The 24,075-nt window shown below is 71.2% G+C and carries 20 protein-coding genes; 11 read left to right on the top strand and 9 right to left on the bottom strand.

Annotated elements, in window-relative coordinates:
- The 5 genes from BM041_RS02825 (at window position 1) to BM041_RS02805 (ending at window position 7,302) form a co-directional block, all read left to right on the top strand.
- Entirely contained in the window at window positions 1–723 is a 723-nt protein-coding gene (locus tag BM041_RS02825) for a carbonic anhydrase (RefSeq protein ID WP_092955160.1), read from the top strand.
- Between the two features lie 103 nt (window positions 724–826).
- Window positions 827–1,837, top strand: a complete 1,011-nt coding sequence (locus tag BM041_RS02820) for an aspartate-semialdehyde dehydrogenase (protein ID WP_092955157.1) — start codon at window positions 827–829, stop codon at window positions 1,835–1,837.
- A gap of 100 nt (window positions 1,838–1,937) precedes the next feature.
- Window positions 1,938–4,733, top strand: coding sequence for an ATP-dependent DNA helicase (locus BM041_RS02815; RefSeq protein ID WP_092955154.1), 2,796 nt, complete (start codon window positions 1,938–1,940; stop codon window positions 4,731–4,733).
- Window positions 4,734–4,741: 8 nt separating this feature from the next.
- On the top strand, window positions 4,742–6,793 hold the full coding sequence (locus BM041_RS02810) for a prolyl oligopeptidase family serine peptidase (protein ID WP_092955151.1): 2,052 nt from the start codon (window positions 4,742–4,744) through the stop codon (window positions 6,791–6,793).
- A gap of 74 nt (window positions 6,794–6,867) precedes the next feature.
- Window positions 6,868–7,302 carry a tellurite resistance TerB family protein gene (locus BM041_RS02805; RefSeq protein WP_092955148.1) on the top strand — a complete coding sequence of 145 codons (435 nt, stop codon included), beginning with the start codon at window positions 6,868–6,870 and terminating at the stop codon, window positions 7,300–7,302.
- A 27-nt stretch (window positions 7,303–7,329) separates the two neighbouring features.
- Here the strand turns inward: BM041_RS02805 and BM041_RS02800 are convergent, their stop codons facing one another.
- Entirely contained in the window at window positions 7,330–8,511 is a 1,182-nt protein-coding gene (locus BM041_RS02800) for an amidohydrolase family protein (protein ID WP_092955145.1), read from the bottom strand.
- Entirely contained in the window at window positions 8,508–9,461 is a 954-nt protein-coding gene (locus BM041_RS02795) for a threonine dehydratase (protein ID WP_092955142.1), read from the bottom strand. Before BM041_RS02795 ends, BM041_RS02800 begins: the two co-directional genes overlap by 4 nt.
- Before the next feature lie 72 nt (window positions 9,462–9,533).
- Here BM041_RS02795 and BM041_RS02790 point away from each other — a divergent pair, with 72 nt between their 5' ends.
- A complete protein-coding gene (locus BM041_RS02790) occupies window positions 9,534–10,088 on the top strand; it encodes a hypothetical protein (RefSeq protein WP_092955139.1) in 555 nt (184 codons plus the stop codon).
- 140 nt (window positions 10,089–10,228) lie between these two features.
- Here BM041_RS02790 and BM041_RS02785 read toward each other — a convergent pair whose 3' ends face one another.
- The 3 genes from BM041_RS02785 to groES all read right to left on the bottom strand — a co-directional run bounded on the left by BM041_RS02785 (window position 10,229) and on the right by groES (window position 12,827).
- Window positions 10,229–10,432 carry a cold-shock protein gene (locus BM041_RS02785; protein ID WP_092955136.1) on the bottom strand — a complete coding sequence of 68 codons (204 nt, stop codon included), beginning with the start codon at window positions 10,430–10,432 and terminating at the stop codon, window positions 10,229–10,231.
- 344 nt (window positions 10,433–10,776) lie between these two features.
- Window positions 10,777–12,417 (bottom strand): chaperonin GroEL, encoded by a 1,641-nt coding sequence (gene groL, locus BM041_RS02780; RefSeq protein ID WP_092955134.1) that lies wholly within the window; start codon window positions 12,415–12,417, stop codon window positions 10,777–10,779.
- A gap of 98 nt (window positions 12,418–12,515) precedes the next feature.
- A complete protein-coding gene (gene groES, locus BM041_RS02775) occupies window positions 12,516–12,827 on the bottom strand; it encodes a co-chaperone GroES (RefSeq protein WP_092955131.1) in 312 nt (103 codons plus the stop codon).
- 317 nt (window positions 12,828–13,144) lie between these two features.
- On the opposite strand from groES, the gene BM041_RS02770 reads away from it, so the two are divergent.
- Window positions 13,145–13,429, top strand: coding sequence for an usg protein (locus tag BM041_RS02770; RefSeq protein ID WP_092955128.1), 285 nt, complete (start codon window positions 13,145–13,147; stop codon window positions 13,427–13,429).
- A 79-nt stretch (window positions 13,430–13,508) separates the two neighbouring features.
- On the opposite strand, the gene BM041_RS02765 is transcribed toward BM041_RS02770, so the two are convergent.
- Both BM041_RS02765 and BM041_RS02760 read right to left on the bottom strand, forming a co-directional pair.
- A complete protein-coding gene (locus tag BM041_RS02765; protein ID WP_092955125.1) occupies window positions 13,509–14,102 on the bottom strand; it encodes a TVP38/TMEM64 family protein in 594 nt (197 codons plus the stop codon).
- A 92-nt stretch (window positions 14,103–14,194) separates the two neighbouring features.
- Window positions 14,195–14,935: a glycosyltransferase gene (locus BM041_RS02760; protein WP_281244502.1), complete on the bottom strand. Its 741-nt coding sequence runs from the start codon at window positions 14,933–14,935 to the stop codon at window positions 14,195–14,197.
- 298 nt (window positions 14,936–15,233) lie between these two features.
- Between BM041_RS02760 and BM041_RS02755 the strand changes: the two genes are divergently transcribed.
- The 4 genes from BM041_RS02755 (at window position 15,234) to BM041_RS02740 (ending at window position 21,816) form a co-directional block, all read left to right on the top strand.
- Window positions 15,234–16,328, top strand: coding sequence for a COX15/CtaA family protein (locus BM041_RS02755; RefSeq protein WP_092957390.1), 1,095 nt, complete (start codon window positions 15,234–15,236; stop codon window positions 16,326–16,328).
- Window positions 16,325–18,967 carry a sensor histidine kinase gene (locus BM041_RS02750; protein ID WP_139225937.1) on the top strand — a complete coding sequence of 881 codons (2,643 nt, stop codon included), beginning with the start codon at window positions 16,325–16,327 and terminating at the stop codon, window positions 18,965–18,967. The genes BM041_RS02755 and BM041_RS02750 overlap by 4 nt, the downstream gene beginning before the upstream one ends.
- The gene (gene tldD / locus BM041_RS02745) at window positions 18,873–20,420 is read left to right on the top strand and encodes a metalloprotease TldD (protein ID WP_092955117.1); all 1,548 of its coding nucleotides are present in this window, start codon (window positions 18,873–18,875) and stop codon (window positions 20,418–20,420) included. Before BM041_RS02750 ends, tldD begins: the two co-directional genes overlap by 95 nt.
- Before the next feature lie 220 nt (window positions 20,421–20,640).
- Window positions 20,641–21,816 (top strand): pyridoxal-phosphate-dependent aminotransferase family protein, encoded by a 1,176-nt coding sequence (locus BM041_RS02740; protein WP_092955114.1) that lies wholly within the window; start codon window positions 20,641–20,643, stop codon window positions 21,814–21,816.
- Between the two features lie 226 nt (window positions 21,817–22,042).
- Here the strand turns inward: BM041_RS02740 and BM041_RS02735 are convergent, their stop codons facing one another.
- On the bottom strand, window positions 22,043–23,017 hold the full coding sequence (locus BM041_RS02735; RefSeq protein ID WP_092955111.1) for a Bug family tripartite tricarboxylate transporter substrate binding protein: 975 nt from the start codon (window positions 23,015–23,017) through the stop codon (window positions 22,043–22,045).
- Entirely contained in the window at window positions 23,014–24,048 is a 1,035-nt protein-coding gene (locus tag BM041_RS02730; protein ID WP_175533682.1) for a mannonate dehydratase, read from the bottom strand. The genes BM041_RS02735 and BM041_RS02730 overlap by 4 nt, the downstream gene beginning before the upstream one ends.
- Window positions 24,049–24,075: the final 27 nt, after the last annotated feature.

The following is a 24,075-nucleotide window of genomic DNA, read 5'->3' as shown; positions in this document are numbered from 1 at the left end:
ATGAACGCCTGCCCCTGCTGCCGCCCGACCGGCCTCGGTCGCCGTTCCTTCCTGGGCGCCGCCGCCCTGGCCAGCCTCGCCGCCGGCCCCCTGGCCACACCCGCCCGGGCCGCCACGCCGGCCGCCGGCCCGCGCATGGCGCCGGACCAGGCGCTGGCCAAGCTGATGGCTGGCCATGCCCGCTACCTCGCCGGCGCGCCCGTGCCGGTGGCCCACGGCGCCGAAGCGCGCGCCGCCCGCGCCGCCGGCCAGGCGCCCTTCGCCGCCATCCTCGGCTGCGCCGACAGCCGCGCGGCGCCGGAACTCCTGTTCAACACCGGGCTTGGCGAGTTGTTCGTCGTCCGCAATGCCGGCAACGTGGCCGATACGGGCGCGGTGGGCAGCCTGGAATACGCGGTCGCCAATCTCGGCGTGTCGCTCATCATGGTGCTCGGCCATGAACGCTGCGGCGCCGCCGATGCCGCGGTGGCCGCCGCCCGCGCGCGCCTCAGCCTGCCGCCCCAGCTCAGCGACATGCTCCAGCCCATCATCCCCTCCGCCCTCGCCGCGCTGCGCGCCGGGGGCGACGTGCTGGATGGCACGATCCGCGCCAATATCGCCCGCAGCGCCGCCCGCCTGGTGGAGGTCAGCCCCGTCCTCTCCGCCGCCAGCACCGCCGGCCGGCTCCGCATCGTCGGCGCCCGCTACGACCTGGATGATGAGGGCGTGACGCTGATGAGCTGAGGGGAAGGCAGCCCTGCGCCACGGTTGTTTGGCGCCGGCGCCGCTTTCCGCTATGCGATCCCGGTTTGCAGCCGGGCTTGCAGCCCAGAAGGAGCAGCGTGCGATGCGTGTCGGAGTGATCGGCGCCACCGGAGCGGTGGGGCGGGAGTTGGTGGAGGTCCTGGGGCGTCGGCGCTTCCCGGTGACGAAACTCCGCCTCTTCGCCTCCGGCCGCAGTGCCGGCACGCGGCTCCCGACACCCTTCGGCGAGGTGACGATCGAGGAATTCACGCCGGAAGCGGCGCGGGACCTGGACCTCGCGCTGCTCGCCGTCTCCGGCGATTTCGCCAAGAAGTACGCCCCCGGCCTGGTCGCGGCGGGGGTGACGGTTGTGGACAACTCCTCCGCCTTCCGCCTGGACGATGACGTGCCGCTGGTGGTGCCGGAGGTGAACGCCGCCGCCATCGGCGATGCGCGCCTGATCGCCAACCCCAACTGCACCACCGCCATCGCCGTCGTGGCCCTGGCGCCGCTGCACAAGGCCTTCGGCATCAAGCGCGTCATCGTCTCCACCTACCAGGCGACCAGCGGCGCCGGCGCCGAGGGCATGGCGGAGCTGGAGCGCGAGACGCGGCGCGTGCTGGTGGAGGGTGAGAAGGCCCGGAACGAGGTCTTCGCCCACCCCATCGCCTTCAACGTCATCCCCCACATCGATGCCTTCCAGCCCAATGGCTACACGAAGGAGGAGATGAAGGTGGTCTGGGAAACCCGGAAGATCATGGGCCTGCCCCATCTTCCGGTCTCCTGCACCGCCGTCCGCATCCCCACCATGCGCGTGCATGCGGAAGCCATCACGATCGAGACCGAGCGCCCCGTGACGCCGGAAGCCGCCCGCGAAGTCCTGCGCGCGGCCCCCGGCGTGAAGGTGGTGGATGACGTCGCGAACAAGCTCTACCCGATGCCGCTGACGGCGACGGGCCAGGATGATTGCGAGGTCGGCCGCATCCGGCAGAACCTCGTCTTCGGCGACCACGGCCTCGACCTGTTTGTCTGCGGCGACCAGTTGCTGAAGGGCGCGGCGCTGAACGCGGTGCAGATCGCGGAACGCATCCCCGCCCTGCAGGTGCCTGCCTGACCATCATGAAAGGGGGGAAGGTCGGTCGGATGGCCGCCATTGGGTCATCCGAACGATTTTCCCCCTTTGTTCATAGGGGCCGCGCCGCCACATTGGCGGCATGAGCCCCCCGCGCCCCGCGGACGCCGCCCGGCCGCCCCGCCTTCTGCTGCCGGACAGCCCCGCCCTCATCGCCGGCTTCGGGCGCGGCACGCTGCTGACCCCGGATGGGGAGCTGTTCGCCGGCCCCGCCATCGAGATCGGGCGCCGCCTGCGGGACATGCCCCCGCCCATGGTCGTGCACGCGCCTGCCACGGCCAAGCGCCTCGGCATCGGCGCCTTCCCGGCCTGCGATCTGCTGGAACTCTTCGCCTTCTGCCTGCCCGCCCGCCCCGTCGCGCCGACGCCCCGCGGCATGGCCATCGCGCTGGAACGCGATGCGCCGGCGGATGAGGAAGCGATGGCGGCCATGCTGCCGGACCTCGCCACCATCCTGCTCCGCCACCTCGCCGCCGGGCGCAACGCGCCGCTGAACCGCGATGCCGCCATGCTCGCCGCCAAGCTGCGGGCGGAGGTGGAGTGGCCCTGGGCGGACAGCGTCCTCGCCGCCCTCGGCCAGCCCGAGGCCCGCCCCTCGCTCGATCCGCTCAAGGTCTGGCGGCGGCTTCCCGACTGGGAGGAAGTGGCCCCCGCCCCGCCGCCCGCCCACCACCCCGTCTCCCCCGCCGATGCCCGCCGCCGCCTCGCGGAAATCCTGGGCGAGGGCGCGGAGCAGCGCCCCCAGCAGGCGGACTATGCCTCCGCCGCCGCCGGCGCCTTCCAGGCGCGGGACGCCAAGGGCGCGCCCAACCTGGTGCTGGCGGAAGCCGGCACGGGCACAGGCAAGACGCTGGGCTATGTCGCGCCAGCCAGCCTCTGGGCGGAACGCAACGGCGCGCCGGTCTGGATCTCCACCTTCACCCGCAACCTGCAGCGCCAGATCGACCAGGAAACCGCGCGCCTCTACCCCGAGCCCAATGAACGCCGCCGCCGCGTCGTCGTCCGCAAGGGGCGGGAGAACTACCTCTGCCTCCTCAACATGGAGGAAGCGGTCGGAGCCGCGGGCATGGCCGGCATCCTGCTCCCCCTCGCCCTCGTCTCCCGCTGGGCGCTGGCGACACGGGACGGGGATTTGATGGGGGGTGACTTCCCGGGCTGGCTGGCGGAGCTGTTCGGCACGCAGTCCGTGCTGCCGCTGGCGGACCGCCGTGGCGAATGCATCCATTCCGCCTGCGGCCACTACAAGCAGTGCTTCGTCGAACACTCCATCCGCCGCGCCAAATCCGCCACGCTGGTCGTCGCCAACCATGCCCTGGTCATGGTCCAGGCCGCGCTGGGCGGGGGCGAGGATGGCCGCCCGCTGCGCCTGGTGTTCGATGAGGGCCATCACCTGTTTGACGCGGCCGACGCCGCCTTCTCCGCTGATCTGACGGGCGGCGAGACGGCGGAGCTGCGCCGCTGGCTGCTGGGCGCGGAGGGCGGCCGGTCCCGCGCCCGCGGCCTCGCCCGGCGGCTGGAGGAACTGATCGGCGACCGCCCCGATCTGCTGCTGCCGCTGGAGGAAGCCCTCCAGGCCGCGCGCGCCTTGCCCGGCCCCGGCTGGCCCAACCGCCTCTCCGACGAACGCGACGAGCCCCGCGGCGCCACCGAGGCCTTCCTGCGCGCCGTGCGCGGCCAGGTCCTGGCGCGCGCGCGGGACGAGGATGCGGGCTACGGCATCGAATGCGACCTGCACCCGCTGGCGGCCCCGGTCGCGGAAGCCGGAGAGGCGCTGCGCGACGCCCTCGCCCGCCTCCAGGCGCCGTTGCAGCTGCTGCGGGACCGGCTGAACGCCAGGCTGGATGATGAGGCGGAGGAGCTGGAGGTCGGCGACCGCATCCGCATCGAAAGCACCTGCCGCAGCCTGGAACGCCGCGCGCTCATGCCGCTCGGCGCCTGGGGCGCCATGCTGGGCATGCTGCGCGAACCGCCCCGCCCGCCCGGCGTGCGGCCGGATTATGTGGACTGGTTCGCGCTGGAACGGCGGGAGGGCCGCGAATTCGATTGCGGCATGTTCCGCCACCACCTAGACCCGACCCAGCCCTTCGCCATGGCCGTCGCCGCCCCCGCCCATGGCGTGCTCATCACCTCCGCCACGTTGCGCGACCAGGCCGAATTGTCGGAGGACGACCCCGAAGCCGCCTGGCGCGCGGCGGAGGCCCGCACCGGCGCCAGCCACCTGGCGTCGCCTGCCATCCGCGCCGCCGTCGCCTCCCCCTTCGATTACGCGACCCGGACCCGCGTCCTGGTGGTGGAGGATGTGAACAAATCCGACCCCGCCCAGGTCGCGAGCGCCTATCGCGCGCTGTTCACCGCCTCCGGCGGCGGCGCGCTCGGCCTGTTCACGGCCGTGCGGCGGCTGCGGGATGTCCATGCGCGCATCGCCCAGCCGCTGGCGGAACGCGGCATCCCCCTCTACGCCCAGCACATCGACGCCATGGACAATGCGACGCTGGTCGATGTCTTCCGGGCGGAGGAAACCTCCTGCCTGCTCGGCACCGATGCGATGCGGGATGGGGTGGATGTGCCCGGCCGGTCGCTCCGCCTGCTGGTCTTCGACCGCGTGCCCTGGCCGCGCCCTTCCATCCTGCACCGCGAACGCCGCACGCATCTGTCGGAAGGCCAGCCCAAGGCGCATGACGACGCCATCGCCCGCCACCGGCTGCGCCAGGCCTTCGGGCGCCTGATCCGGCGGGGCGATGACAAGGGCGTCTTCGTGCTGCTCGACCGCTCCTGCCCCTCCCGCCTGCTGGCCGGCCTGCCTGCCGGCACCGCGGTCCGCCGCCTCGGCCTGGCCGATGCGGTGGCCGAGACGCGCGCCTTTCTCGACGAAGCCTGAGGATCGCCATGGACCTCCGCCCCACCATCGCCACCCCGGATGACGACCCGTATCGGTGGCTGGAGGAAGTGGAGGGCGAGGCCGCCATCGCCTGGGTCGCGCAGCAGAACGCCCGGACGCTGGCCGCCTTCGCCGATGCGCGGTTCGAGGCGGATCGGGAGGGGCTGAAAGCCGCGCTGGACCGGCCGGACAAGCTGCCGATGGTGACGCGGCGCGGGCGGCACCTGTTCAACTACTGGCAGGACGCCGCCCATCCCCGCGGCCTCTGGCGCCGCACCACCCTCGACAGTTTCCGCACCGCGACGCCGGCATGGGAGGTGCTGCTGGATCTCGACGCGCTCGCCACTGCGGAGGGCGAGGATTGGGTCTGGGCCGGCGCCGCCACCTTCCCCGTCACGCATGACCGCGCCTTGCTGCGCCTGTCCCGCGGCGGCGGCGATGCCGTGGTGATGCGGGAATTCGACCTGGCGGCGCGCGCCTTCGTCGAAGGCGGCTTCGTGCTGCCGGAAGCCAAGGGCAGCGCCGATTGGCTGGACCGCGACACGCTGCTGGTCTCCTCCGCGCTCGGTGGCACCACCAGTTCCGGCTACGCCCGCACCATCCGCCGCTGGTCCCGCGGCACGGACCCGATGCAGGCCCCCGTGCTGTTCGAGGTGCCGGAGGACCATCTTTCCGCCTGGGCCGGCGTGGACCGGGAAGGCGGCGTGGAGACGGTGATCTTCCGCGACGGCATCGGCTTCTTCGACGCCACCATCCATATCGGCGACCGCAACGGCCCGCGCAGCCTGGTGCCGCTGCCGACCGACGCCCACTACACCTGGCAGCACGGCTACATCGCCGTGAAGCCCCGCACGCCCTGGATGGTAGGGGGCACGACCTACGCGCCGGACACGCTGCTCGGCCTGGCGCTGGCCGATCTGCTGGCGGGGAAGGTGCAGCCGCAGGTGCTCTTCACGCCGGCGCCGCGCCGCGCGCTGCAGGGCTTCACCTGGTGCGATGGCCGGCTGGCGCTGTCGATCCTCGACGATCTGGCGCCGGTCTTCACCATCCTGACCCCAGGCCCGGGCGAATGGGCCGCCGCGGAGATCCCCGGCCTGCCGCGCATCGGCGTGGTCAACCTCTGGCCCTTCGATGCCGAGGCCGAGGAATCGGACGGCACGCTGCTCGCCCTCGCCCAGGACCCCGTCACGCCCCCGCAATTGCTGCTGACCAGCGTGGCCCCCGCCGCGCCCGCGCTGCTCAAGGCCTCCACCCCGGCCTTCGATGCGACGGGCCTGGTGGTGACGCGGCATGAGGCGGTGTCCACCGACGGGGAGCGCATCCCCTATGTCCAGGTCGGCCCGCGCGACGAGAGCGGAAAGGCACCCGTCCACCTCTCCGCCTATGGCGGGTTCCAGGTCTCCCGCCTGCCGGTCTATTCCACCGTCTCCGGCCGCCTCTGGCTCGAGAAGGGCGGCACCGCCGTGGTCGGCCAGATCCGCGGCGGCGGCGAATTCGGCACGGCCTGGCACGAGGCCGGGCGCGGCGCGCGCAAGGCGCAGAGCCATGACGACTTCGCCGCCATCGCCGCCGACCTCGTCGCCCGCGGCGTGACGGTGCCCGGCCGCATCGCGGCGGAGGGCGGATCGAATGGCGGGTTGCTGATCGCCAATATGCTGACCCGCTATCCCGAACGCTTCGGGGCGCTGTTCTGCACCATCCCGCTGATCGACATGCGCCGCTACACGAAGCTGCTGGCCGGCGCGTCCTGGATCGCGGAATATGGCGACCCCGACAAGGCGGAGGACTGGGCCTTCATCCGGCACTTCTCCGCCTATCACGCCGCCGAACCCGGCCGGCCCTACCCGCCGATCCTGCTGGCCACCACGCGGCGCGACGACCGCGTCCATCCCGGCCATGCCCGCAAGATGGCCGCCAAGCTCCAGGCGCTGGGCTACGATGCCCGCTTCTACGAACCCGAGGCCGGCGGCCATGGCTATGGCAAGGACAACAGCGAGGTCGCCCGCTTCGCGGCCCTCGGCGCCGCCTTCCTGCGCCGTTCCATCGGCTGGGATGCCTGAAGCCTGAACCCCCCGCGGCTTGACCCCCGGGCCGCCCCGCGCGACGACGACCCACACGCCTGGAGACCACCGAGATGCCCACCCGCGCCCCCGACCGCCTCGCGCCCTTCACCGCGCAGGAAGCGCTGGTCTGCGCCATGGTGCTGATGTCCGCCGCCGATGGCCCGATGTCCGACGCCGAGCTCGCCATGATGACCCGCCTGGTCCAGGGCCTGCCCGCCTTCTCCGACTTCCACAGCACGGAGATCGAGACGGTGACGGAGGTCGTCTCCAACCTCCTCGGCCGTACCGACGGCCTGGACGATGCCCTGACCATGATCCGGGAGGCGCTGCCCATGCGCTTGCGGGAGACCGCCTACCTCCTGGCCTGCGAGGTCTGCGCCGCGGATGGGGAGGCGACGCAGGAGGAGCTGCGCCTGTTGCAGGACCTCCGCATCGGCCTCGACCTCGATCGCCTGATCGCCGGCGCGATCGAGCGGGCCGCCAAGGCGCGCTACCAGGTCATCTGAACACCGGGGGGCGCGAGGCCCCCCACCTCACGCCAGCAGCACGCCATCGCGCGCGACCACGCGCCCATGGCTGACGACAACACGCTGCGGCGGCGTCGCCACCACCGCCTCCTGCACGGTCTCCGCCTCCAGCAGCACGATGTCGGCGCGAGCCCCCACGCCCAACCCGTAATCGGCGAAGCCGCAGCCCTCCGCCGCCCAGTCGCTGACGGTGGCGAAGGCCAGTTCCACTTCGTCGTCGCGGCGGAACTCGTTCTTCAGCCCGATCAGCATCGCGCGCTGCAGCATGTCCGGCATGTTGTAGGGGGTCCAGGTATCGCGGATGCCGTCATTGCCGCCGAAGATGGAAACCCCCGCCGCCCGCGCCTTCTTCACCGAGGGCACGGGCCGCGACGGTGGCGCGGTGGTGGCCAGCCCGATCCCCGCCTCCCCCAGCGCCGCATAGAGCGCATCGGCCCGCGCGACGTCGCCCAGGCAGAAGGCGTGGCTGACGACCACCTTCCCCTGCATCCCCAGCGCCAGCGTGCGCTCGATGATCAGCTCCATCGCGAAGGCGCCGAGTTCGCCGGGTTCATGCAGGTGGATGTCCACCGGCACGCCATGCTTCGCCGCCAGGGCGAAGATCAGGTCGCAATGCCCCTTGGGGTCGCGGTCGATGCCGGAGGGGTCGAGCCCGCCGATGATATCCGCCCCGTTGCGCAGCGCCTGTTCCAGCAGTTCCGCCGTGCCCGGCCGCACCAGCACGCCGGATTGCGGGAAGGCCACCACCTGGATGTCCATGGTGCCGCGCAGCCTGTCGCGCAGCGCCACCAGCGCGTCATTGTGGGCGGTGCCGATCTCCGTATCCACATCCGCGAAGCTGCGGATGCGCGTGGTGCCGCGCTTGAGAAACTCCTTCGCCAGCCGATCCGATTGCCGCGCGGGGTCGAGGCCGAGCTTCTTCCGCTCCGCCCTCTCGCCATCGATGCGGTCGATCAGCCGCGGCCCGACCTCGTTCTTCCACCACCCCATGCCCCAGAGCGATTTGTCGAGGTGGGTGTGCCCCTCGACGAAGGCCGGCAGCGCCAGCCTGCCGCCGCCATCCTCCACCGCCACGCCATCCGGCGCGGCGAGTCCCGGCGCGATGACAGCGATCCTGCCGCCCTCCACGAGGATGTCCGTCGCCGCGCCGCCCATGGGGCGGCAGTTGCGGATCAGCAGGTTCATCATGCCAGCACCCAGCTCCGGAACAGGTCGAGGTCGATATTGCCGCCGCAGAGGATCGTCGCCACGCGCCTGCCGCGCATCCGGTCGCGTTCCTGCATCAGCGCCGCCAGCGGCGCGGCGCCGGCGCCCTCCGCCAGATTGTGGGTGTCCTGCCAATAGGCGCGGATGGCCTCGGCCACTTCCTCGTCGCTCACCGTCACGATGCGCGCCGCGCCCTTGATGATCATCGCCAGCGCCGCGGGGTCCGGCACCCGCGTCGCCATGCCATCGGCCTTCGTAACGGCGGCTTCCGTCGTCACCACCCGCCCCGCCGCCACGCTCCGCGCATAGGCATCGGCGCCGGTGCTCTGGACGCCGATGATCTCCGTGCGGAGGCCCAGCAGGTCCCGCGCCATGATACAGCCGCAGATGCCCGAGCCCAGCCCGATCGGCACATACAGCGCATCCAGCGGGGGCGCCGCGCGAAACAGCTCCAGCGCATAGGTCGCGACCCCGCACACCAGGTCCGGCGCGAAGGAGGGCGCGAATTCCAGCCCCCGCTCGGCGGCCAGCCGCATCGCCTCCTCCCGCGCCGCGTCGAAATCCGCGCCGTGCTCGACAAGGGTCGCCCCCTGCGCGCGCATCGCCGCGTTCTTCTCCGCGCTGTTGCCGCGCGGCACGACGATGGTGACGGGCACGCCGCTGCGCGCCCCCGCATAGGCCAGGGACTGCCCGTGATTGCCCCTGGTGGCGGAGATTACGCCCGGCACGCCAGGCCGGTCCCGCGCCAGTCGTTCCATGTAGACCAGCCCGCCGCGCACCTTGAAGGCGCCGGTCGGCGTGTGGTTCTCGTGCTTCACCCAGACCTCCGCGCCGGTGCGCGCCGCCAGCAGCGGCCAGGCGTATTGCGGCGTCGGCGGGAAGACGCCGTGCACCAGGCGGGCAGCGGCTTCAAGGGCGGGCAGGTCGAACACGCGGTCACTCCGATCGGAAACGAGGCTGCGCCGGTGGCGTTCAGCCGGGGAACCATAGCGGAGGGCGTGACCATGGCCATCACCGTGGACAGCAGCCAGTGGACAGGCCAGGCCAATGACAAGCACCTGGCAGTCCCGGTTGTCTGGGGAGAATTCGCCGACGAGGCCACCCGCGATGCCGCCATCGCCCGGCTGCGCAATGCCGGCACGCAGGACGAGGTCGGCGGGACGGAGGAAGCGCAGCCGGAAGCGCCGGCGGTGAACGACCATCTCGACCCGCCGGACGAGCATCCCGGGGAATCCAACCGCCGCAACCAGCGCCAGCTCGGCGTCGGCACCGCGATGGCGGCGACCTCCATGGCCGCGGCCGGCCTCGTGATCGCCAGCGGCGGCGCCCTGCTGCCCGCCGTCGCCGCGGCCGCGGCCGCCGGCGCCGGCACGGGCGCGGTGGGGGAGGCGGTGGCCAGTGCCATGACCCTGGCCGAGCCGGACGCCCACGCCCCGCCGCCGGATGCCACGGGGCCCGTCATCGGCCTGCGCGCCCCGGACGACACCGCGCGGCACCAGGCGGAGGCAGCGTTGCGCGCGGCGGGCGCACGGCGCGTCTTCGTGCAGGAAGCCGGCTGAAACGCAATCGGCCAGCCCGGCATGCCGGGCTGGCCGAATCGAAGGGCGCAACCGGCCCGCATCCCGATGGCGCAGGCCGTGTGGTGCCTGCCCCGGGCGTGACGGAACCCGGGCCTGCCGGGTTCCGTCCGGTCAATCCTTCACATGGGTCGGAGGTTGGTGGCAGCCGCCTTGCCGCGTTCCATCGCCACTTCGTAGGACACCTTCTGGCCTTCGTTCAGGCCCTGGAGCCCGGCCTTCTGCACGGCGGTGATGTGGACGAACACGTCCTTCCCGCCATCCGACGGGACGATGAAGCCGAAGCCCTTCGTCGCATTGAACCACTTAACGGTGCCGATCGCCATGCGATCCGCGCTCCTTCTGACTAGCAACGCCCTGACGCCGATCGCCCGGGCGGGGGCGCCATGCGGTGGCGGTACCTGGAGTCGCCCGGGGCATGACCCGGGAGGCACGGTGGGGAGCCAGGACGCAATGACAGATGAAGGATGCTCAACCGCCCATCCAGGTGTCAAAGCCCCGGAGCGGCTGGTCACGCCGTTGTCAACTTTGTGTCAGCGCAACGAAAAAGATGGGGCAACGAAAGAAGGCCGGGACAACGAAAAATGGGCGGACCCGCAGGTCCGCCCCCCTTCCAGACGTCCAGAAATCGGACCGCCGGCCCGGCCGGGTTGCCCCGGCCGGATCGGGATCAGAAGTCCATGCCGCCCATGCCGCCCATGTCGCCACCGCCGGCCGGGGCCGACTTCTTCTCGGGGCGCTCGGCGACCATGGCTTCGGTCGTGATCAGCAGGGACGCGACGGAGGCCGCATCCTGCAGCGCCGTGCGCACGACCTTGGTCGGGTCGATGATGCCGGCGGCGACCAGGTCCTTGTACTCGTCCTTCTGGGCGTCGTAGCCGAAGGTGTAGGTGTCGGTGCGCAGCACCTCACCGGCCACCACGGCGCCGTCCTTGCCGGCGTTCGCCGCGATCTGCTTCGCCGGCGCCTGGATCGCCTTGCGGACGATCTCGATGCCGACCTGCTCGTCGTTGTTCAGGCCCTTGACGGAACCCAGGTTCTGGCTGGCGCGCAGCAGCGCGGTGCCACCACCGGGGACGATGCCTTCCTGCACGGCGGCGCGGGTCGCATGCAGCGCGTCGTCGACGCGGTCCTTGCGCTCCTTCACCTCGACCTCGGTCGAGCCGCCGACGCGGATGACGGCAACGCCACCGGCCAGCTTCGCCAGGCGCTCCTGCAGCTTCTCGCGGTCGTAGTCCGAGGTGGTCTCCTCGATCTGCGCCTTGATCTGCTCGCAACGGCCGGTGATCTCGTCCTTGGAACCCGCACCATCGACGATGGTGGTGTTTTCCTTCTCGATCTTCACCAGCTTGGCGCGGCCGAGCATCGCGAGCGTCACGCTCTCGAGCTTGATGCCGAGGTCCTCGCTGATCACCTGGCCACCGGTCAGGATCGCGATGTCTTCCAGCATCGCCTTGCGGCGGTCACCGAAGCCCGGCGCCTTGACGGCGGCGATCTTCAGGCCACCACGCAGCTTGTTGACGACCAGGGTGGCGAGCGCCTCGCCCTCGACGTCCTCGGCCACGATCACGAGCGGACGGCCCGACTGCACCACCGCTTCGAGCAGCGGCAGCATCGGCTGCAGCTGAGACAGCTTCTTCTCGAAGATCAGGATGTAGGGGTTGTCCATCTCCGCGATCATCTTCTCCGCATTCGTGATGAAATACGGGGAGACATAGCCGCGGTCGAACTGCATGCCCTCGACGACGTCGAGTTCGGTCTGGATGGACTTGGCTTCCTCGACGGTGATCACACCCTCGTTGCCGACCTTCTCCATCGCCTGGGCGATCATCTCGCCAATCTCGGACTCGCCGTTGGCGGAGAGGGTGCCGACCTGCGCCACTTCGGCGGAGGTGGTGATCTTCTTCGTCTTGGCTTCCAGCTCGGCGACGACATGCGTCACGGCCTTGTCGATGCCGCGCTTCAGGTCCATCGGGTTCATGCCGGCGGCAACCGCCTTGGCACCCTCGCGGATGATGGCCTGGGCCAGCACCGTCGCGGTGGTCGTGCCGTCACCGGCCGTGTCGTTGGTCTTCGAGGCCACTTCGCGCACCATCTGCGCGCCCATGTTCTCGAACTTGTCGGCCAGCTCGATCTCCTTGGCGACGGTCACGCCGTCCTTGGTGATGCGAGGGGCGCCGAAGCTCTTGTCGATCACGACGTTGCGGCCCTTGGGGCCCAGCGTGACCTTGACCGCGTCGGCGAGGATGTCCACGCCGCGGATCATGCGCTCGCGCGCCGAGGCGCCGAACTTAACGTCTTTTGCTGCCATGATGATAAATCCCGATCAGTCCGTTGAGGAAACCACGCGAAGATGGGGCCTGGAGGCCAGGGCCGGGGCGCGGTGTCGCGCGCCCCCGCCCGCCGTCGTCAGGCCGCCTTCGCGACGGAAGGGGTGTCGAGGATGCCCATGATGTCGGACTCCTTCATGATGAGGAGCTCCTCGCCATCAAGCTTCACCTCGGTGCCCGACCACTTGCCGAACAGGATGCGGTCGCCGGCCTTGACGTCGAGCGCGCGGAGCTCGCCCTTGTCGTTCAGGGTGCCGGAGCCGACGGCGATGACTTCGCCTTCCTGCGGCTTCTCCTTGGCGGTGTCGGGGATGATGATGCCGCCCTTGCTCTTCTCTTCGGCCGTCACGCGGCGGACGAGAACGCGGTCATGCAGTGGACGAAAGCTCATGGAGCTTCTCCTGTCGCTTCCAGTGATTGGCAAGCTCTTCCGGAGAATTCACGGCCAGCGGACCCGTTGTGGCGCCCGCTAGCACTCCCCCCAGAGGAGTGCCAACGATCTAGGGGAGTCCCCGCCCCGCGTCAAGCGTTGTCAGCACTCCCGGAGTGCGAGTGCTAACAGCCTGATCCCAAAGGTTTTTCTGGACATCCCACCTTGCCCGCATGGCATGCTGCAACGCGATGGTCATGCCGGCAGGTCCGAAGACCCTCCGGCCAGGCCCTCGCGATGCACAACAGGCCCGCTTGCCTGGGCCAGAAAGGAGCACGATGGATCTCTCCGGCCTCGAACGCTTCGCCCGCTTCGCCACCCTGCCCGACTGGCGGCTCACCACCGCCGAGATCCTCTATCACATGCCGGACCATCCGGGCGTCCTGCAGACCTTCATCTGGCAGAAGCACGACCTGGCACCGCGCTTCCCGCGGCTCGGCAACTTTCTCGAGTTCTGGCGGCGGGAGATCGACGGGCCGCTGCATTCCGTCCGCGTCGCCTCCGCCGCGCTGACCCGCCCCGCCGAACTCCGCTACGCCAACGGCCAGTTCACCCTCCATTGAGGGCCTATCCCTCCCCCGCACTGGCGGGGGAGGGTGGGGGTGGGGGTCTGCGCAACCCCGCAGGCCTACCCCTCACCCCTCACCCCTCATCCATCACCCGCCCCGCGCGGTGCCGCCGCAGCAGCCACAGGCCGAGCGCGACCGACACCGCCAGCAGGACCGCCGCCAGGCCCAGCTGCCAGGCGCCCTCCACCCGGATGCCCTTGCCCAGCAGGGCGAAGACCACGGTCTGCGGCAGGTAGCCGATGGCCGATCCCAGCAGGAAGGGGCCGAGCCCGATCCCCGCCATCCCCGCCAGCAGGTTCAGCGCCAGGTTGTTGCCCACCGGCAGCAGCCGCAGTGCCAGCGTCGCGCTGAAGGGGCTGGCCAGCAGCGCGTCCCGCAGCGGCCGCAGCCGCTGGCCGAAACGCCCTTCCATCCGCCGTTCCGCCCAGTCCCGCCCCAGCGCCCGCGCCCAGGCATGGGCGGCCGCGCAGCCGATCACCTGCGCCACCAGGGACAGCGCGGTGCCGAGCACGGTGCCGAAGGCGTAGCCGCCCAGGAAGGCCAGGCTCTGCCGCGGCACGCCGATCGCGGTGATGGTGGCGCCGACGGCCACGAAGACCACCTCGCCCCAGATGCCCTCGTCCCGGATGGTGCTGTCCACCCAGGCCGTGCCGGGCACGCCCCCCATCTCCCGCAGCACCGCGCCGCCGGCCAGCAGCCCCCCGGCCAGCAGCAGCAGCTTGATCAGTGACCGCCAGCGGGCGGGGCCTGGTGCCTTGGTCAGGATCGCTCTTCCACCTGGATGTCTTCCACCTGGATGTTCTCCACCTGGGGCCGCTTCCAGCGGCGCTGCAGCCAGATGACGCCGAGCATGTCGGAGATGCTGACGGCGAGCCGGTCCAGCGTCCCGTAGTTGGACTTGCCCCGGATGCGCGGGCGGTGGTTCACCGGCTCGCTCACCACCCGCCCGCCATGGCGCAGCACCAGCGCGGGCAAATAGCGGTGCATGTGGTCGAATCGCGGCAATTGAAGAAACAGCGCGCGGGGGAAGACCTTCAGCCCACAGCCCGTATCCGGCGTCGCATCCCCCAGCAGCCGGGCGCGCACCGCGTTGGCGATGCGGCTCGACACCTTCTTGATGCCGCTGTCCTGCCGCTTCACGCGATGCCCGGCCACCAGGATGTCCGCGCCCTTCGCCGCCTCGGCCCGCGCCCGCGCCCACATCGCGGGGATGTCCGCCGGGTCATTCTGCCCGTCGCCATCGAGGGTCGCGATCCAGGGCGCCCGCGCGGCGGCGACGCCGGAGACGATGCCGGCGGATTGCCCGCAGGCCGTGCGATGGCGCAGCGCGCGCACCGGGAAGCGGCGCGCGGCCTCCGCCAGCCGGTCGCCGGTATCGTCGTCCGACCCGTCATTGACGCAGATGATCTCGTAGCGCGTGCCGGCCAGCGCGCGCGCGATCTCCTCCACCAGCGGCAGGACGTTGGGTCCCTCGTTCCGCATCGGGATGACGACGGCGATGTCGGGCGCATCGTGCGAAGGGAGCGCCGAAACGGCGCCAGTGGGATCGGGGAAGGGCGCCGAAACGGCGCCAGTGGGATCGGAGAAGGGCGCCGAAACGGCGCCAGTGGGATCGGAGAAGGGCGCCGAAACGGCGCCAGTGGGATCGGAGAAGGGCGCCGAAACGGCGCCCCGGGGCCGGTCCGGCCCCGGGGGAAGCGCGGGGGCCATGGTCGGGCGGGGTAGCAGGGGCGATGAAAGCGGGCAAGCGTGGGGGGTGGGTGCTGCGCAGATCGCCCACCGCTTCTATATTGCGCCCATGCCCTTCGATCTCCGCCCCCAGACCCTGCCCGGCGACGGGACCCAAGCCTCCGCCGATGCCCGCGCGGTCGCCTATTGGCTGCTGGCCGTGGCCGGCCTGGTCTGGGCGATGGTGGCGATCGGCGGCGCCACGCGCCTGACCGGCTCGGGCCTCTCCATCATGGAATGGGCGCCGCTGTCGGGCACCCTGCCACCGATGAGCGAGGCGGAGTGGCAGCGCCTCTACGATCTCTACCGCACCATCCCGCAATACGCGCTGCTGAATGCCGGCTTCGGGATGGAGGGCTTCAAGGAGATCTTCTGGCTGGAATGGATCCACCGCTTCTGGGGCCGGCTGATCGGGCTGGCCTATGCGGGCGGGCTGGCCTGGTTCTGGCTGCGCGGCCGCATCCCGGCCGGCTTCAAGCCGCGGCTGTTCGGCCTGCTGGCGCTGGGCGGGCTGCAGGGCGCGGTCGGCTGGTACATGGTCGCCTCGGGGTTCGAGGCGGATCGCACCGCCGTCGCCCCCTATCGCCTCGTGATCCATCTGGGCCTCGCCTTGCTCATCTTCTCCGCCCTCGTCTGGACGGCGCTCGGCCTGCTGCGGCCGGAGGGCACGGCGACCGCGGAGGCGCGGCCGGTGCGGCGGATGCTGAAGGTGGCGGTCTGGTCGCTGGTCGCGGCCATGCTGGCGGGCGGCTTCGTCGCCGGCACGCGGGCCGGCTTCTCCTACAACACCTTCCCGCTGATGGACGGGCAGTGGGTGCCGGATGGCTACCTGCTGCTGGACCCCTGGTGGCGCAACATGACGGCCAACATCCTGGCGGTGCAGTTCAACCATCGCCTGCTGGCGACCATCGCCGCGGTGATGGCGCTGGGCGCCGTCTGGGCGGCGAAGCGCCGCCTGCCGCCCGGCCCCGCGCGCAACGCGGTCTATGCGCTGGGCGCCACCGTCGCGCTGCAATACGCGCTGGGTGTCGCGACGCTGGTGCATGTGGTGCCCGTCTCGCTCGGCACGCTGCACCAGGCGACGGCCGTGCTGGTGCTGGCCGCGGCGCTGGTGGCGCTGCATGGGTTGCGTCCCGCGCCCGCGCGCCCGGCCCCCACACCGTGACGGTGGCCCCGGCGCCATCGACGGAGACGCTGCACGCGCTGTTCACCGCGCTGCCCATGGCCCTCGTCGTCTATGACGCCGACCACCGCCTCGTCCTCAGCAACGACGCCACCTTCGCCTGGCACGGGCTGGATCCCCGCATCGCGCCCCCCGGCACCCCCTTCCCGGAGATCGTGCGCATCCTGGCCTGGGCCGGCGGCTATGGCCCGGGGGATCCGGAGACGCTGGCCCGCGCCGTCCTCTCCGTGGACCGCACCCGCGCCACCTCCCGCCTGCTGCGCATCGGCGGCGACCGTACCGTGCTCCTCGAAAGCCGCCCCCTGTCCTCCGGCGGGTTCTTCACCTGCGCCGCCGATGTCACCACCCTGGTGCGGGCGGAGGCCGAGGCCTCCGGCCGCGCCCGCCAGCTCGAATCCGTTCTCTCCCGCCTGCATGGCGGCGTCGCGCTGTTCGACCAGGACATGCGCCTCGGCCTGTACAACCCGGCCTATGAGGCGTTGATCGGCCTGCCCCCCGCCAGCATCCGCCCCGGCCACACGCAGTGGGAGGTGATCGACCTCCTCGTCAAGCGGGGCGAGATCGCGGCCGATGAGGGTGCCCTCATCAGCGCCCGCATGGAGGGCGACCGCCACCGCGCCGCCACCCGCCAGCGCCAGCGCCCGGGGGGGGAGGTGCTGCGCTTCGAAACCCAGCCCATGCCCGATGGCGGCTGCCTGATCGAGGTGGACGACATCACCGCCCTGAAGCGGGCGGAGGACGATGCCCGCCGCCGCGCCGCCATGCTGGATGGCGTGCTGGCGGCCCTGCCGCACGGCATCTGCGTCTTCGGCCCCGATCGCCGCGTCTCCCTGTTCAACGAGGCGCATGCCCGCATCATGGCGGGCTCCGCCGTACGGCTCGGGGAATCGCTGGAGGAGCTGGTCGCCCGCCGCGTGGCGGAGGGCGAGTTCACGCCGGCCCAGGCCGACAGCGTGCTCGCCCGGCAATTCGCCCGCGACGGCGTCGACAGCCGCCCCGTCCTGCACCAGCGCCCCAACGGCACGGTGATCGAGGCACGCACCGCCCGCCTGCCCGATGGCGGCCACATCTCCGTCATCACCGACGTCACCGCCCTGCAGAAGGCGGAAGGCGAATCGCGCGCCCGCGCCGCGATGCTGGACGGCATCCTCTCCGCCCTGCCGCATGGCGTCTGCGTCTATGGCCCGGACCGCCGGGTGAAGATGCTCAACGCCGCCTATGAGCGGATCATGCAGGGCGCACCCGTCCGGGTCGGTGACCTGATCGACGATCTGGCCGCCAGCCGCGTCGCCGCCGGCGAATTCTCCGCCGAACACGCCGCCCGCACCCTGGCCCGCAAATTCGTCCGCAGTTCGGACGGGTGGGATGAGATGCTGCGCCGCCGGCCCAATGGCACCGTCATCTCCATCCGCGACGCCATGCTGCCCGATGGCGGCCACATCTCCGTCGTCACCGACGTCACCGCCCAGCATCGGGCGGAGGATGAGGCCCGGAGCCACGCCGCGACGCTGGAGGCGATGATGGGCACCATCCGCCACGGCATCATCATGTACGACCGCGACCGCCGCGTGGTCGCGACCAATGCCAAGACCTCCGCCCTGACGGGCATGCCGGCGGAGCTGCTGGTGCCCGGCCGGCTGATGGATGATTTGATCGACGAACAGGTGATGCGCGGCCAGATCACCCCCGACGGCGCCGTGCGCATGAAGGCGATCGACCGGTCGGTCCCGCAGCGCTACAGCCGTGCCCGGCCCGATGGCCGCGTCATCGACATCGCCTCCGACCCCACGCCGGATGGCGGCTACGTCATCACCTATTCCGACGTCACCGATGACCGCCGCATCCGCGTGGAGCTGGAGAAATCCCGCGCCGCCGCCGAAGCGGGATCGCTCGCGAAATCCCGCTTCCTCGCGACGATGAGCCATGAGCTGCGCACGCCGCTCAACGCCGTCATCGGCTTCTCGGGAGCGCTCGTCGGCGAACGCAACCCCGCGCGGATCGAGGATTATTCCCGCGCCATCAACGATGCCGGCCGCCAGCTGCTGCTGCTGATCGACGATATCCTGGATGTCGCGCGCAGCCAGTCCGGGATGCTGCCCATGGCGCGCCTGCCCGTGGCGCTCGCGCCCCTGCTGCAGGGCGCCGCGCAGGCGGTGGCGGACAGCGCGATCCAGGCCGGCCTCTCCCTCGCCGTCTCGGTCCCCAAGGGGTTGCCGGACCTGGTGGGCGATGCCGCGCGGCTGCACCAGGTGCTGATGAACCTGCTGTCCAACGCCGTGAAGTTCACCCCCCAGGGCGGCCGCATCCGCCTTTCCGCCGCGCTGACCGACGGCGGGCTGCAGATCCAGGTCGCCGACACCGGCATCGGCATCGCGAAGGAGGATCGAGACCGCGTCTTCGAACCCTTCACCCAGGTCGATGCCTCCCTCTCCCGCCGCTTCCAGGGCTCCGGCCTCGGCCTCTACCTCGCCCGCACCCTGGCGGAGTCGATGGGCGGCACCTTGTCGCTGGAAGACCCGGCGGAGGATGCGGAAGGCGCGCCCGGCATCGCCGCCGTGCTCCGCTTTCCCGCCGCCTGCCTGGTCGCCCCCGCCCCACCGCCCGACAGCATTTCGGCCTGAGCGAATTCCGGAAGGACACCCCGTGACCAATCCCCTGGCCGTGACCGACGCCCTGTTCTTCACCACCCTCGACCGCGCCGCGGCCGAACGCCTGACCGCCGCCGCCGCTTCCGGCGCGGAGGATGGGGAGCTGTTCCTGGAACACCGGGAGAGCGAGGCCATCACGCTGGAGGACAGCCGCATCCGCAGCGCCTCCTTCGACGCCACGCGCGGCTTCGGCCTGCGGTCCGTGATGGGTGAGGCCGCGGGCTACGCCCATGCCGCGGAGATCACGGAAGCCGCCCTCTCCCGCGCCGCCGACACCGTGAAGGCCGTGGCGCAGGGCCATTCCGGCACGCTCGATGTCGGCCCGCGCGCCACCAACACGCAGCTCTATTCCGACCTCAACCCGCTTTCCGCCATGGGCTTCGCCGCCAAGACGGACCTCCTCCAGCAGGTCGATGCCTATGCCCGCGCCCGCGATCCCCGCGTGAAGCAGGTCATGGCCTCCATCTTCGGCGAATGGCAGGCGGTGCAGATCCTGCGCCCCGATGGCGGCCGCGTCGCCGACCTCCGCCCCCTGGTGCGCTTCAACGTCTCCGTCGTCGTGGAGGCGAATGGCCGGCGGGAGACGGGCAGCACCGGCATCGGCGGCCGCTTCGCCTATGACCGCGTGCTGGACGAGGCCAGCTGGAAGGCCGCGGTGGAGGAGGCGCTCCGCCAGGCCATCCTGAACCTCGACAGCGTGCCCGCACCGGCCGGGGAGATGGAGGTGGTGCTCGGCCCGGGCTGGCCCGGCATCCTGCTGCACGAAGCCATCGGCCATGGGCTGGAAGGCGACTTCAACCGCAAGAAGACCAGCGCCTTCGCGGGCCTGCTCGGGCAGCGGATCGCCTCCCCCGGCGTGACGGTGGTGGATGACGGCACCATCCCCGATCGCCGCGGATCGCTGACGGTGGACGATGAAGGCACGCCATCCGGCCGCACCACCCTGATCGAGGACGGCATCCTGGTCGGCTTCCTGCAGGACCGGCAGAATGCGCGCCTGATGGGCGTGGCCCCCACCGGCAATGGCCGCCGCCAGTCCCACGCCCATATCCCGATGCCGCGCATGACCAACACCGTGATGCTCGGCGGCCAGCACGACCCCGGGGAGGTCATCGCAAGCGTCAAGCGCGGCCTCTACGCCGTGAATTTCGGCGGCGGCCAGGTGGACATCACCTCCGGCAAATTCGTCTTCTCCGCCAGCGAGGCCTACCTGATCGAGGATGGCCGGATCGGCGCGCCGGTGAAGGGCGCGACGCTGATCGGCAACGGGCCGGATGCGCTGACCAAGGTGGCGATGGTCGGCAACGACCTGGCACTCGATCCGGGGATCGGCACCTGCGGGAAGCAGGGACAGGGCGTGCCGGTCGGCGTCGGGCAGCCGACCCTGAAGATGACGGGGCTGACGGTGGGCGGGACCGCGGTCTGACAAGGCGCCAAGGGGGAGCGCCGCTCCCCCTTGCCCCCACGCCAGGGGCGAACCGCCCCTGGACCGTCACCAGTTGAAAAATCCGGCGGTCCAGGGTCGCCTTCGACCCTGGCGAGGGGGGTCCGGGGGGAGCAGCGCTCCCCCCGCTTCCCATGGCCACCGTTAAGCAGGAACATCGCCCCAGCGCGCGGCCACTCCGCCCCGCGCCGGGGAAACACAGATGAAACCGCGCGGCCGCCACTTCTTCGCCAATCCTGGCCCGACCAACATCCCGGACAGCGTCATGCAGGCCGTCGCCCATGCGACGGTCGATTTCAACGGCCCGGACTTCATGGCGGTCTATGAGGGCTGCGTCGCCGGCCTCAAGCGCGTCCTGCGGACGGAGCAGGAGGTGTTCATGTACACCGGCTCCGGCCACGCCGCCTGGGAAGCGACGCTGACCAACCTGCTCTCCCACGGCGACCGCATCCTGGTGATCGAGACCGGCCATTTCTCCGACAGCTGGGGGAAGATGGCCGCCGACCTCGGCATCGTCGTGGACACGCTGCCGGCCGATTGGCGCAAGGGCGTGGACTACGCCGCGCTGCGCGCCGCCCTGCTGGCCGACACGTCCCATGCGCTGAAGGCCATCGGCGCCGTGCACAACGAGACCTCGACGGGCATGACCCTCGACCTCGCCCGCATCCGCGCCCTGCTGGATGAGACGGGACACCCCGCGCTGCTGATGGCGGATACCATCTCCTCCCTCGGCTCGCTCGATTTCCGCATGGATGAATGGGGCGTCGATGCCGCGGTCGGCGGCAGCCAGAAGGGGCTGATGCTGCCCGTCGGCTTCAGCTTCACCGGCGTCTCCGCCAAGGCGATGCGCGCGCACCACGGATCGACCCTGCCGAAGCACTACTTCTCCTGGACCACCATGCTGGGGCGCAAGCACCGCAGCTTCATCGGCACGGTGCCCATCGCCCTGTTCTACGGCCTGCAGGAATCGCTCCGCCTGATCGAGGAAGAGGGCCTCGGCAACGTCCTCGCCCGCCACCACCGCCTGGCGGAAGCGACACGCCGCTGCGTCCGCCACTGGGCCGGCAACAACGGGCCGCAGCTCTACGGCCTGGAACCCAACCGCCTGTCCGATTCCGTGACCTCCATCCTGATGCCCGACGGCCATGATGCGGAGGCACTGCGAAAGCGCGTGGCCACGATGAACGTGGCGCTGGGCGCCGGCCTCGGGCGCCTCAACGGCAAGGTCTTCCGCATCGGGCATCTCGGCGACCTGAACGAGCCGATGCTGCTCGGCACGCTGGCCGCGACGGAAATCGGGCTGCGGCTGGAAGGCGTGCCGCATACGCCGGGCGGGGTGGACGCGGCGATGGGGTACCTGGCGGACACGGCTGGCTGAAGCCGCGCACTGCGCCCTCCCCCGCGCTTGCGGGGGGTTGCGGCGCTGCCGCAACGCCGAAGGCTGGTCGGGGTGGGGGATCGCCAACCCTGCCAGGTCCAGGAATACGCATTCAGGACGACGCAGCCGGGCCGTCCTGATGGGGAAGGCTCCGCCTTCCCCATACCCCATCCGCCAGGAGGCAGAGCCTCCTGGACCATCGTCAATTGCCCCCCGCGTCAGGACGCTAGTCCAGCTTGATCCCCCGCGCCCGGATGATCCCGCCCCACAGCTCCGTCTCCCCCGCCAGCCATCGCCGCAGGCTCTCCGGCCCCTCCGTCCGCACCTCCGCCCCCAGCCCCGCCAGGCGCTCCTTCACCGCCGGCACCGCCAGCGCCTCCGCGAAGGCCCGGTGCAGCCGTGCCACCACCGGCGCCGGCGTGCGCGCTGGCGCCATCAGCGCCTGCCAGATCCCCGCCTCCGCCGCCGGCCAGCCCAGCTCCGCGAAGGTCGGCGTCTCGGGAAGCTCCGCCAGGCGCCGCGGTCCCGTCACCGCGATGGCGCGCAGCCTTCCATCCACCACGAAGGGCAGGGTGGCGGTGGCGCCATTGACGATCAGCTGGCTCTCCCCCGTCGCGGCCGCCTGGATGCCCAGCATCCCCCCGCGATAGAAGACCTCCGTCACCTCCCCACCCCAATGCTGGACGGCGACCAGCGCGGTCAGGTGGTTCAGCGCACCGACGCCGGAATGCGCGAAATTCACCCGCCCCGGATTGGCCTTCACATAGGCCGCGAGTTCCGCCCCGTTCCGCACCGGCATCCCCGGATGCACCGCCATGATGTAGGGCGCGTAGATCAGCATGGTGACGGGATCGAGGTCGGTGGCCGGGTTGTAGGCCAGCCGCGCGAACAGGCTCGGGCTGGTGGTCAGGATGCCCGGATCGGTCAGCAGCACCGTCGTGCCATCCGGCGCGCTCTTCGCCACATGGTCCGCGCCGAGATTCCCCGCGGCACCCCCCCGGTTGTCCACCACCACCCCCTGCCCCAGCAGCCGCTGCAATTCCGGCTGGATGATGCGGGCGATGAGGTCGGAGGTCCCGCCCGGCGGGAATGGCACGACGATGCGCAAGGGCCGGTCGCTGCCCTGCGCCTGCACGCTGCCGGCCGCCAGCACGCCAGGCATCGCCAGCAGCGCGCGGCGATGGATCATCGTGGTCCTCATGCGGGTCCTCCCGTTGGGTTGCTGCGCAGCGCGCGCAGGATGCCGGCGATATGCCCCGTGGCATGGGCGCGGCCGCGATGCCCCCAGACGGTATCGTCGGTCAGATGCGGCACATGGTCGTCGATGACGAAGCCGTCGAAGCCGGCATCGAGCAGTTCCCGCAGCACCGCCACGGAATCGACATGGCCCTCATCGATGAAGGCCTCCGCGAAGCGCGGCAGCGTGCCGTGCACGCTGCGGAGATGCAGGTAGTGGATGCGCCCCGCCCGCGCGAAACGCCGCAGCGCCCGCATCATCGGATCGGCGCCGATCTCCGCGAAGGTGCCGGTGCAGAAGGCGATCCCGTGCATCGGGCTGTCCGCGAAACCCATCGCGCGGGCAAAGGCGTCCTCGGACCGGAAGATGCGCGCCACGCCATCCAGCACGGGCACCGGCGGGTCATCGGGATGCAGCGACAGCTTCACCCCCGCTTCCTCCGCCACCGGCAGCACCGCGGTGATGAAGCGTTCCCAATTCGCCCACATCCGGGCATCGTCGCGCGCGGGCAGGGTGCCGGTCGCGACTCGCTGGCCGAGCGCATCGTCATACCCCGTCACCAGCGCACCGCCCCGCCCATGCGCGGCCTTGGCCGTGCGCCAGACGCCATCGGGAATCCAGTTGTAGCCAAGCACCTTGATCCCGGCCTGGCCCATGGCGCGGATCGTCGCCTGGAAATCCGCGATCTGCTCCTCCGCCCCCGGCAGGCCGAGCATCGCCTTGTCCAGCCAATTGGCGGGCACGCCCTCGATGCATTCCAGCGCCAGGCCATGCGCCTCCACGGCGGACCGAAGCTGGATCAACTCCATCGCCGACCAGCGCCGCCTCGGCGGGCGTGGGCCCGCGGCGGCCCGGAACTGCGTCAGGAGAAAATCCACCCAGGCGGGGCTGTCGAAATCCGGCTTGTTCACCGTGATGCCCGCGCAGCCGATCTGCCGCGCGAAGGCCAGGTCGCCCTGCGTCAATTCCCGGAACTGCCCGGCGACGATGCGCATGGCCGCCCTCCCTTGTGTTGATTGCAT

Source organism: Falsiroseomonas stagni DSM 19981 (assembly GCF_900114315.1).
GTDB lineage: Bacteria > Pseudomonadota > Alphaproteobacteria > Acetobacterales > Acetobacteraceae > Falsiroseomonas > Falsiroseomonas stagni.
Note: the sequence above shows the minus strand (reverse complement) of the source record. Positions and strands in the feature narration are given on the sequence as shown.